Annotated in this window: 12 protein-coding genes; 9 read left to right on the top strand and 3 right to left on the bottom strand. The window is 43.0% G+C overall.

The window, feature by feature from the left end; all coding sequences use genetic code 11:
• Positions 1–272 (top strand): type II toxin-antitoxin system Phd/YefM family antitoxin (locus G5B00_RS13200; protein WP_205966420.1); only part of this gene is annotated, 272 nt, incomplete at its 5' end.
• On the top strand, positions 273–533 hold the full coding sequence (locus G5B00_RS13195) for a Txe/YoeB family addiction module toxin (RefSeq protein ID WP_163876147.1): 261 nt from the start codon (positions 273–275) through the stop codon (positions 531–533).
• A gap of 77 nt (positions 534–610) precedes the next feature.
• On the opposite strand, the gene dnaB is transcribed toward G5B00_RS13195, so the two are convergent.
• Positions 611–2,191 (bottom strand): replicative DNA helicase, encoded by a 1,581-nt coding sequence (gene dnaB, locus G5B00_RS13190; RefSeq protein WP_163876144.1) that lies wholly within the window; start codon positions 2,189–2,191, stop codon positions 611–613.
• Between the two features lie 1,135 nt (positions 2,192–3,326).
• On the opposite strand from dnaB, the gene ubiE reads away from it, so the two are divergent.
• The 4 genes from ubiE (at position 3,327) to G5B00_RS13170 (ending at position 6,292) form a co-directional block, all read left to right on the top strand.
• A complete protein-coding gene (gene ubiE / locus G5B00_RS13185; RefSeq protein WP_163876141.1) occupies positions 3,327–4,067 on the top strand; it encodes a bifunctional demethylmenaquinone methyltransferase/2-methoxy-6-polyprenyl-1,4-benzoquinol methylase UbiE in 741 nt (246 codons plus the stop codon).
• Between the two features lie 104 nt (positions 4,068–4,171).
• Positions 4,172–4,984 carry a PorT gene (locus tag G5B00_RS13180; RefSeq protein WP_163876137.1) on the top strand — a complete coding sequence of 271 codons (813 nt, stop codon included), beginning with the start codon at positions 4,172–4,174 and terminating at the stop codon, positions 4,982–4,984.
• Position 4,985: 1 nt separating this feature from the next.
• Positions 4,986–5,750: an SDR family NAD(P)-dependent oxidoreductase gene (locus tag G5B00_RS13175; protein ID WP_163876134.1), complete on the top strand. Its 765-nt coding sequence runs from the start codon at positions 4,986–4,988 to the stop codon at positions 5,748–5,750.
• Between the two features lie 89 nt (positions 5,751–5,839).
• Positions 5,840–6,292, top strand: a complete 453-nt coding sequence (locus G5B00_RS13170; RefSeq protein ID WP_163876130.1) for a GatB/YqeY domain-containing protein — start codon at positions 5,840–5,842, stop codon at positions 6,290–6,292.
• Between the two features lie 33 nt (positions 6,293–6,325).
• Here the strand turns inward: G5B00_RS13170 and G5B00_RS13165 are convergent, their stop codons facing one another.
• Both G5B00_RS13165 and G5B00_RS13160 read right to left on the bottom strand, forming a co-directional pair.
• Complete coding sequence (locus tag G5B00_RS13165; protein ID WP_163876127.1) at positions 6,326–7,294, bottom strand: GNAT family N-acetyltransferase; 969 nt, start codon at positions 7,292–7,294, stop codon at positions 6,326–6,328.
• An 8-nt stretch (positions 7,295–7,302) separates the two neighbouring features.
• Positions 7,303–8,121 carry a 1-acyl-sn-glycerol-3-phosphate acyltransferase gene (locus tag G5B00_RS13160; RefSeq protein WP_163876124.1) on the bottom strand — a complete coding sequence of 273 codons (819 nt, stop codon included), beginning with the start codon at positions 8,119–8,121 and terminating at the stop codon, positions 7,303–7,305.
• Positions 8,122–8,343: 222 nt separating this feature from the next.
• Here G5B00_RS13160 and G5B00_RS13155 point away from each other — a divergent pair, with 222 nt between their 5' ends.
• The 3 genes from G5B00_RS13155 to G5B00_RS13145 all read left to right on the top strand — a co-directional run bounded on the left by G5B00_RS13155 (position 8,344) and on the right by G5B00_RS13145 (position 10,919).
• On the top strand, positions 8,344–9,000 hold the full coding sequence (locus G5B00_RS13155) for a CBS domain-containing protein (RefSeq protein ID WP_163876121.1): 657 nt from the start codon (positions 8,344–8,346) through the stop codon (positions 8,998–9,000).
• A 43-nt stretch (positions 9,001–9,043) separates the two neighbouring features.
• Complete coding sequence (locus G5B00_RS13150) at positions 9,044–9,937, top strand: NAD kinase (RefSeq protein WP_163876118.1); 894 nt, start codon at positions 9,044–9,046, stop codon at positions 9,935–9,937.
• A gap of 181 nt (positions 9,938–10,118) precedes the next feature.
• On the top strand, positions 10,119–10,919 hold the full coding sequence (locus G5B00_RS13145; protein ID WP_163876115.1) for a DUF6089 family protein: 801 nt from the start codon (positions 10,119–10,121) through the stop codon (positions 10,917–10,919).
• Positions 10,920–10,945: the final 26 nt, after the last annotated feature.

Genomic DNA, 10,945 nt, shown 5'->3' with positions numbered 1-10,945 from the left:
GTACTTTTTATTATATTTGTATCATGGAAACAGTAAACTATACAGATTTTCGTTCGAATTTGAAACATTGGTTTGATAAGGTGGTCAATGATGTGAGCGATATTATTATCAAGCGCAAAGATGGAAAAGATCTTGTGTTGGTCTCATTGGATGAGTATAATTCGTTAAAAGAAACCTCGTATTTGTTGACAGGAAAAAACCGAGATATCTTGTTGAATTCTATCAAAGAGCTCGAAGCAGGTGAAGGTGTCCAAAAAGATCTGATTGAATAGATGAAATTAATTTGGTCTACTACTTCGTGGGAAGATTATCTCTATTGGCAAAAAGTCGACAAGAAGATGGTGCAACGAATTAATGAACTTATTAAGAGTTGTATGCGTACGCCTTTTGAAGGTATAGGTAAACCCGAAGCATTGAAAGGCGACCTGCAAGGCTATTGGTCGAGACGTATCACGTCAGAACATCGATTGGTTTACAAATACGATACGGAAGGAATATGGATAGCGGCCTGCCGCTATCATTATGGAAAATAAAGGGAGCTATCCGGCGTGTGCTTGAGGTTATAAATTAGAGACCTGATGGATTTTAAAACCCGCCAGGTCTTTTTCAGTTAAAAGGGTGCATCATCAGGCATATCATTCATGCGGGAAGGCATGGTGATACCCCCACCACCGAAATCATCAAAAGAGGATGAAGGAGCGATTGCAGAGCCGCCAAATGGAGAGTCGCCCGAAAATGAATCGCCCATACCGGCAAATTCATCTTCCAGATCGACGAATTTGACATACTTACCGATAAACCGCAAAGGTACAATACCTGTTTCGCCGTTACGGTGCTTAGCGATGATGACTTCACCGACTCCGGCGGTAGGTCTTCCTTCTTCGTCTTCTGTAAGACCATAATATTCCGGACGGTATAAGAAGAGTACCATATCGGCATCCTGCTCGATAGAGCCTGATTCACGCAAATCGGATAGCATGGGTCGCTTGCTGTTGCCGGGGCGGGACTCTACGGCACGACTCAATTGGGATAAAGCCAGTACAGGTATATTCAGTTCCTTGGCCACGGATTTCAATGCCCGGGATATGCTGCCGATTTCCTGTTCACGGTTTCCTCCACCTTTGCCGTCTGCTTTGCCCTGCATCAACTGCAGATAATCGACGATGACCATCTGTATATCGTGCTGTGCCTTGAGGCGCCTACATTTCGCCCGGAATTCAAACACGTTGAGTGCGGGAGTGTCGTCTATGATGAGGGGCGCTTCGGTCAGCCGGCCTATCCGGGAGTGTAGCTGCTGCCATTCGTGATCGGCCAGATTTCCTTTTTTCAGTTTCTCCTGCTCGATTTCGGTCTCACCGGCAATGAGACGGTTGACCAACTGTACGGAAGACATCTCCAGAGAGAATACAGCTACTGGTTTTTCGTGGTCCACGGCGGCATTGCGAGCTACGGACAGGACGAAGGCTGTCTTACCCATGGCGGGGCGGGCCGCGATGATAACCAGATCTGAAGGTTGCCATCCCGATGTCATACGGTCCAATGCGGTCAGGCCCGATGGTATTCCCGTGAGTCCGTCGGTGCGGTCGCGGAGCATTTCCAGATTATTGATGGCTTCGCGCATGATGTCGTCCATCTTGCGGGAGTCGCGCCTCAGGTTGTTCTGTGCAATGTCAAAGAGACTTTTTTCGGCATGATCCAATAAGTCGAAGATGTCGCTTGTCTCGTCATATGAAGCATTGATGATCTCGGTGGATACCTTGATCAGTTCACGCTGTATATATTTCTGCGAAATAATACGGGCATGGTATTCGATATTGGCGGCTGATACGACGCGATCCGTCAGCTGCGTGATATAATAGGCTCCACCGACCATTTCCAATGCTCCCATTTGACGCAATTCAGCCGTGACGGTCAATAGGTCGATTGGCATCGTCTTTTGGAACAGGCTGTAGATGGCTTCAAAAATTTTTTGGTGTGCTTCTTTATAAAAAGATTCGGGTTTCAAGATGTCGATGACCTCACTGAGTGCATTTTTTTCTAGCATGAGAGCTCCCAATACGGCCTCTTCAAGGTCGACGGCTTGTGGAGGTATCTTCCCCAGACCAGATACAAGATTGTTGAGACTGGTTCTTTTTCTGTTGAAATTACCTCTACCGATATTGGGCGATTGACCTGAAAGTTCTTGATCCATTACTATAAAAAAATTCCGCGATTAAATCCTTAAAAAAATTGATTCTGGCATGACCTCAATCATGACGAAACAAATGTAAAGAAAATAGCTCTTCGAAAGTGGATAATTTGTAAACATCGCTTTATATTTGTTCAAACACCTGTCCTTGTTCCTTTGCAAAATCGTCGTTCGATTTCCACAAAGGCTGTTGAAAAAATGTTAACTGTATTTAAAACGGGTTAATAATCAAAAAGTTGTGAGGATGTGGATAACTTTGTACGATGTGAATATCTATTCTGTTTTGCAAAGTGAAGCGTTCAAATAAGTTGGGTTGTGTTAAGATTTCATTATCAATGTATTAACATTGTTTTAAGAAAATAATAAATCAATCGGGTTGGTATTATAGTCTATAATGATATTTGAAAGGGAGGTATAATCTATACGGTTCTATCTTTTAGCGACCGCACCACCTTTCCGTCCTCGCCGGCGGACGGCCTCGTGACTTTTGAAGCCCAAAAGTCACCAAAAGGCTTGTCCATTTCAAGGCATCCTGTCGCACATCTCCTGGCTCAATAGCCCTGCAACTGCTGCCTTTGGTTTTGTTTCCCTAGGGCCATTGCGCACCAATCTCTCAACAAAACTGAACGAAGCTAGGGGCATCCCACCATACAGCCTCCCGTTGCAGGGCTATTTCTTCCGATGCTGATGAAATGGACGAGCGATATCTAATACGGATTCGCCTTACTTGCATATCAGTGCGTTATATGCAGAAAGAAAATATCCGTTGTAGAACGCATCCCGTCCAATCACAAGTGGTGGCAGACGACAGCAGGTATCGGGGCTGTGGAATGGACAAGGCCTAGGGGATATTTCCGGAGCCTAGGATGGGGCTTCGGAATTCTTCCCAGCCTTGACGGTATCTGCTGTCGTGAGGGTAGGCCTGTGCGACAGACCACATTGATTGGACACAGCACCTTGGTCCTTGGGTGCATTCCAAGGACTAGGCCTCCGCGGCTATTGAGCGGTATGAAAGTGATAAAGAAAAACCTCCCTTTAATTTTTCAAAAAAATCAAAATCTGAAAATGAGACTAGAAATAAGAAATACAAGATGTATTAACTTTTTCCTCTTTTTAATTATTATCTTACCTTTGTCGTATGTCGAATGAAGCGTCAACATTAAAACCTTATAAGTCCAAAGCGGGCGGTAAAAAAGAGCAGGTCTCGGAGATGTTTGACAACATTTCTCCCAAGTATGATTTGTTGAATCGTATCATGACCATGCGTATAGATATTATCTGGCGCAAAAAGGCCATCAAGCTCTTGAAATCTACCCAGCCACAGTATATACTTGACGTGGCGACTGGCACAGGGGATTTTGCAATCGAATCGCTTCGTATTCTTCAGCCGTATAAGATCGTTGGAGTGGATATTTCGGCAGGTATGTTGGAAATTGCTCGTGAAAAGATAAAAAAAGAGCAGTTGGAAGGACGATTTGAAGTACAGTTGGGAGACTCCGAAAACCTACAATTTGCCGACAATACATTTGATGCCGTGACTGTAGCTTTTGGTGTACGCAATTTTGAGAATCTTGAACAAGGGTTGGCCGAGATTCGGCGAGTTTTGAAACCAGGGGGCAAGGCTATCATACTTGAGCTCTCCAACCCAAAGACTTTTCCGATCAAGCAGTTATTCCATCTTTACTTTCATAGGATCGTACCTTTTATCGGAAGGTTTATTTCCAAGGATTCCAGTGCGTATTCTTATCTGCCCGAGTCTGTGTCCAAGTTTCCGGATGGTCAACGTTTTGCGTCCGTAACGGAAAAAGTGGGATTTGAAACGACACGCGTCATGCCGCAGACCTTTGGGTTCTGTACGATTTATGAAGCCACGAAATGAAACCGGTATGATCCGGAAGTTGGCGGATCATAGCGAAGATGATTAAACCATGACACCTGCCTGCGTTAGGCAGGCTTCATTGCCGTAATAGACAATTTATGTGAATGAAAAAGATTATATTAAGTATATTTTTATGCACGGTTCTGGGTATGACCTATGGACAACGGATTTCGTTGCCATTTTCTTCGCAATACGATGAGGAAGCACCTATACTGATCGGTCTGCAATATAGCTATGTCCACCAGACGTATCAGCTCAGTCTGAAGAAAGATTGGCAAAGTGCCGAGATACCCTATCAGAGCACTCAGCTGAATATAAAAAGTATACATACCCAAGCGGCGCATAATTTTGCGGTGGCTATTCCTGTAGATATCCGGGTAGATCAACACTGGTATTTCACGTTCAACCCGACTTTTCAATTTATTAACAATTCGGGCATCGCGTACACAGGAGAGAATAAGGAACGTTTGATAAGAAAGTCGAGACATGAATCGAATTCAGACAAAGGTGCGAATTTCAATTCATTTGAATTTCCTTTTTCGATCAAATTCCGCTCGGATGAGAAGATATTGAAAAACAATTTACACCGGTATCGGGGCTATATGATCGGAGGGGCACGGATTTCACGTTTCATTGGTATTGATAAAGATTATAGCTTATTGATCAAGGAACGTCAAGGTTCACCTGATAATATTGCACAGTCTTTGATATTACACCCTAGCTATTTATCGTGGGAGGTAGGTATCGGAGCAGATATTTTCTTTCCTTATTTCAAAATGTCACCCGAGATCAAGTTTAACCAGAGTTTTGGATCGGTCTTGAATCATAGCCACGAACTTGCTAGGGATAATAAATTTATGGCGCCGTTGGAAAAAGGGTTGATCAGGAATATCTATGTGAGTTTAATATTTCAATAAGATGATACGTACCGTATTGATTACAGGGGCAAGTTCGGGCATAGGTGCTGCCTGTGCCGAAGTACTTGCCGCAGAAGGCAGATACAGATTGTTATTATGTGCCAGACGGTTAGATCGACTGGAAGAAGTTAAGAAACGTATAGGACAGGTCTATCCCAATTGTGAAATTCATCTGTTTGCATTGGATGTGCGTGATGAGGCCGCTGTCTCATCAGTATTGTCGGCTTTGCCTGCTGCATGGCAGGATGTGGATGTACTCATCAACAATGCCGGTTTGAGCCAGGGATTGGATAATATTGCAGAGGGGGATATAGGCGATTGGGACAGAATGATCGACACGAATGTCAAAGGTTTGCTGTATGTGACCAAGGCTGCATTGCCGATGTTAAAAAGGAGTAGACAGGCACACATCATCAATATCGGTTCTATTGCAGGGAAGGAAGTCTACCCGAAGGGCAATGTGTACTGTGCTACCAAGCATGCTGTAGATGCGCTCAATAAAGCAATGCGTATAGACCTTTTGCCTTTTGGAATCAAGGTGACGGCCATTAATCCCGGCATGGTAGAGACTGAGTTTTCGGAAATCCGTTTTAAAGGGGATAAGGAGAGGGCCAAAGAGGTGTACCAGGGACTGACTCCATTGAATGGATACGATATTGCAGAGATCATCAGCTTTGTCCTGTCCAGGCCAGCTCATGTAAACATCAATGATCTGCTGGTCATGCCGACGGCACAGGCAAACGGTACGATCGTACATAGGGAATAATAGCATAGCGCACGCGTGCCGTGTGTGCTTGATAGTCATGGGCACACGCGGCATGCGTGCGCCATCGTAAAGATCAAATATTTGTAAGTATGAGTTTAGAACAGAAAATAAACCAAGACATCAAAGCGGCCATGATCGCGAAGGATAATACAAGGCTTCGTGGCTTGAGGGCCATCAAGGCTGCTATTCTACTGGCCAAAACCGAAAAAGCAGGTATAGATGAACTGACATCCGATGCCGAGATCAAAGTTTTGCAAAAATTGGTCAAGCAACGTAAGGAATCAGCGGAGATATACAAAACTCAAGGCCGAGACGATCTGTACCAGATCGAGGTAGAAGAACAAGAGGTGATCGAGGGTTTTTTACCCAAGCAGCTTGACAGAGCGGAGATCGAGCGTGTCGTTAAAAGCATTATTGCCGAGACCGGAGCTAGTGGTATGAAGGATATGGGCAAAGTCATGGGCTTGGCTAATCAAAAATTGGCCGGACAGGCTGATGGGAAGACGATTTCGGAAATAATTAAGACGTCTTTATCGCAGTAGGGGCAAAAAATCTTTTGCCCCTACCCATACAATCTACTGCGTACTTTCTTTCGTTCGACTACCATATACTTTGTCTCTCTCGAAAGTCTTGATATGACGGTCTTTTTTCACCTCGTATATATCGTCGATCGTGATGAGTATGCCTGTTTCTTCTACTTCACCAAACTCGTCATTCATCGCCGTGCCGAAGGTCATCATCGTCGGAGAGAGATTCATGTAGGTATTGATCAGCGGAGGAATGTTTTCGCCCAATTCCCGTACTCTTTTGTTCAATATTTTATAGCCTTCTTTATAATCCAGCCCGTCGAATATGCCTTCAAAGGCTGAAATGTCTGTTTTATAGCCTAAAAATAGGTTGTCTAGAGGCTTGAGTAGTTTCTTGCGGTCAGGAAAATAATACTCCATGAAATAGATGAGCAGATCCCGTGCTTCGGCATTGAACCTGGGGTACATGGTCACCTTGCCAAAGAGGTACTTGATATCTGGATTGAGTACGACCAATGCTCCCAATCCATCCCATAGATTGTCCAATGAAAATAAGCCCTTCCGATTGTCTACTGATGGCTGATAACGGGGCTGTACCCACGAACGACCAAGCTCAATGGAATAAGGTAGGTATTGATTCTTAAATTCTTCGGAAAAATCAAAGTAATGGGATGTAGATAGGTGGATATTTCCCTCTCTATCTATCGCATCGTTGCACCGGATCACTCGATAGCCTGCGATGATTTCCTCGTCTTCGGGATTCCATGCGATCAGTTGATCATAATTGTGTTCGCAGGTATCGTTTTCATCGATATCCAACGCCAAGCCCGTTCCGCCACCTGCACCACGGAACGTCAGTTCGCGTAGTCTGCCGATTTCCCGCATGATATGGGGTGCTGTATGGTAATTGACCAAATAGACCTCATTATTCCCATTGTTGGTATATCGCAAAAAAGCCTCTTTTGTCAATTCGGCTTTTATCAAGTCTCTTTCTACTGGAGCTATAATTTCTTCCATATGTTTTGCTACTTCATGGTATAAACGATCTTCTTCACTTCCTCGGCCCATTGTTTTTCGCTTTTTGAGCTATCAAAATACGAATAAGAAATTTCTTTACCAATTTTAATTGTAACTCGTTGATTTCTTTGCTTAAAAAATTCATCCGCCAGATACAGCATCTCCAGATTGAACTTTAAGCCAAGTTTGTTTCTCCAATTGGCGAGGTTGTAAAAAAAGTTTGAATTGCGTCCTTCTATATAGACAGGAACGATATTTTTTTTATATTTCTTTGCTTTGGAAATAAAACTTTTTTTCCAATCAAGATCTGTGATCTGTCCGTGTGTCTTGCGGGAGACTAGACCTGCCGGAAAGACCAGCAGTGCGTGGTCTGCGGCATAAGCCTCCTCTATAGCTGCTATAGCCGACTTGTTTTGCCCACCGATCTTGTTGACACCTACAAACAATGGTTCGAGATTACCGATATTCAGCAAGATGTCGTTGACCAGAAACTTGACGTCCCTGCGGTGCCTACCGATAGCGTGCATGAAAGCTATACCATCTAAGCCACCCAATGGATGATTGGAGGCAAAGATGACACTCTCCTGCAAGGGAATGTTTTCCTGTCCTTCCAGTACCACGTCTACATTCAGATCTTTGATCAATGCATCGACAAAATCCAAGCCCTGTAGATGCCGAAACCTGTACATGATGTCATTGACCTCATCCTCATGTATGGTTTTTTGCAAATACGAAACTAAAAACGAAGGTATCCATTTGGCTAGCTTAGGACTTTTTTGCCTAATGATTTGCTTGACTTCTATAAATTTCTTCTGTTCTCCCGACATAAATAATGATTGCTCACCCTAGCGGACATCCACTTCTTTTCGCCCTGTTTATTTTAATCGAGTGTAAAAGTATAAAAAAAATCAATCAAAGACTTCCGAAGTTTCAAAAACTTCGGAAGCTTCCGCTTCTTTAATAAACTTACTAAGGTAACAACTTTTTTATTTTTTGGATATATATTAAACGATTTTTCATATTTATTGTCTTAATTTGTAAAAGCTACTATGTTTGTCGGACAGTACATATCAACAGACTACCAAATTCTCCCCACGGACGATATACATTATGTCTTGGAAAGAATGGACGAATTCCATTGTAATCATTTGCCCGTAGTGAATCAAAAGGTATATCAAGGGTTGATATCGCAGGAAGTCCTGTTGGAACAAGACGATCCTAATCTTGCGATAGAGACCATTTCTCATAAATTCAATCATGTGTACTTGTTTGATTATCAACATATATACGATGCTTTGCAACTGATGTCCTCACAAGACTATGGTGTATTGCCTGTATTGGACAAACAATATGAATACCTTGGTGTCTTGACTAAGCAAGATATACTCGTGGCATTGAATGAACTCTTGGGACAGGAAGAGGGGGCAATCATCGTCCTTGAGCTGGGTATACGTGACAATGCTTTGTCCCACATTGCCCGTATCATCGAATCGGAGAATGTTGGTATCTTAAATACCTCCATACATCATATGCGTGATTCGGATAAGCTAGAAATGATCATCAAGGTCAATAAGACGAATGTAGCACCTGTGGTATCCTCCCTTTGGCGAAACGATTATGTCGTGAAGGCCACCTTTGGAGATGGAAGTGACCAGTCCGATATACAGAATAGATACGAACTTTTGATGAATTATTTAGATATCTGACCATTTCTTTGCATTTTTGCTTGGGAATACTGTATCTAAAAGAATGAAACCAGCACGTATAGCTATATATGGCCGATTTTTCAACACTTCGGTCAATCCTTTTGTCGAAAATTTGTTTGCATACCTTCGGAGCAAGGGTATTGAGGTTTGTATCCATCAAGAGTTTTATGAATTCTTGAAGTCTGCAGGACCATGTCCTATAGATCTGCCTACTTTTCGTTCGTACGAAGATTTTCCCAAAGATGTAGATTTTATGCTGAGTCTCGGTGGCGATGGCACGATGTTGTCGGCTGTTTCCATTGTTCGGGATTCGAATATACCCATTGCAGGGATCAACTTTGGCCGTCTCGGCTTTCTGGCCAATATTCCCAAGACTGAAATCCGCCAAGCATTGGAACAAATTTTTGAAGGCAAGTACCATATCCAGAAGCGGGCTCTACTGACTGTAGAAGCCGATGATAGAACTTTATTTCACGGCGAAAATTTTGCGTTGAATGATATTACTGTCTTCCGGTTTGATTCCTCTTCAATGATCACGATAGACGCTAGGCTGAATGGTGAACTGCTCAATTCGTATTGGTCAGATGGATTGATCATCGCTACTCCTACGGGGTCTACCGCCTATTCGTTGAGTTGTGGCGGACCTATTATCATGCCTGGGAGTGGCAATTTTGTCATTACCCCCATATCTCCACACAATCTCAATGTAAGACCATTGGTCGTCTCGTCGGATATGCACTTAGAACTAACCATTGAAAGCAGGAGTGAGAAATTTATCCTAAGTTGTGATTCCAGAAGCGAAGCATTGCCGACTTCTACGCGGCTACTGATCAAAAGAGCCCCATTTACGATCAACCTGATCCGTTTGGAAGGTGATGGTTATTTTAAGACTTTGCGGGAAAAATTATTGTGGGGAATAGATGTGCGTAATTATTAATTTTCTCGGTTCAGTTTCGATATTGATATTTGAGCAGATAAGTTTTTCGATAGCTGAAAAAATACCATAATCTGTAGGGGACTCCCTTTCATGAAAAGCTAGTATAACTTCTACATTTAACAAAATTTAAAACTAAACAATTCTGTTAAAAACCATATATTTACGCCAAATTTCGTAAAAATTGATTAAAAGTCTGTTTTCAATAGTATCTCTTACGTTTTTCTTATTGTTGGGGAATGTTTCCGCCCAGCAGTATGAATTTGGTGTTTCCGGTGTCGCGACGGGTTATATGGGCGACCTTAACCCCGTGAATCCGCTATATTACAAAAATATGGGAGGGGGACTATTTGTCAAGTACAATCTGAATCCGACATGGGGAATACGTGCATCGCTCAATTATCTGCCCCTGTATGCCAATGATGCAGATTTTTCGGCTCAGCACCAAAAAGAAAGAAAATTGTTGTTCAACAATGATCTGAAAGAGCTGTCTGTCACGGCAGATTTCAATTTTTTTAAGTTTATTGCCGGCAGGGCAACGAATAGGAATACACCTTATCTGATGGCAGGATTGGCTTTGATACATCATAGCCCGTATGTGTACTCCAATGATCAAAAGATCCATTTAAATAATCACCCTCTTGAGATTGATGACAAGGACGCCTATGTGTCTTACTCCAAATGGGCATTGAGTATTCCTGTCGGCGTAGGTTTCAAACACAATATCTCCGGGCCATGGACTATCGGTGCGGAAGTTAATTACAGAACAGTTCTTTCGGATCATATAGACAATGTAAGCCAATATTATCGGTATGAAACAAGCCGATTGCCCGATGCGTGGGCATACATGGCAGACCCGAACGGGCAGCTGGATATGAAAGGGGGGACATCCCGTGGAAACGGCAAGAATATGGATGGCTATATGACGGCAGGCATCACGTTGACCTATACGATCATCAGCAAAAAGTGCTATTGGTGGAAATAATATTTGGTGTTGTATAGAGGGGAGTT

The sequence above is a fragment of the Parapedobacter sp. SGR-10 genome (assembly GCF_011030405.1).
Classification (GTDB): domain Bacteria; phylum Bacteroidota; class Bacteroidia; order Sphingobacteriales; family Sphingobacteriaceae; genus Sphingobacterium.
The sequence above is the reverse complement of the archived record's forward strand: the minus strand, read 5'-3'. Positions and strand labels throughout refer to the sequence as shown.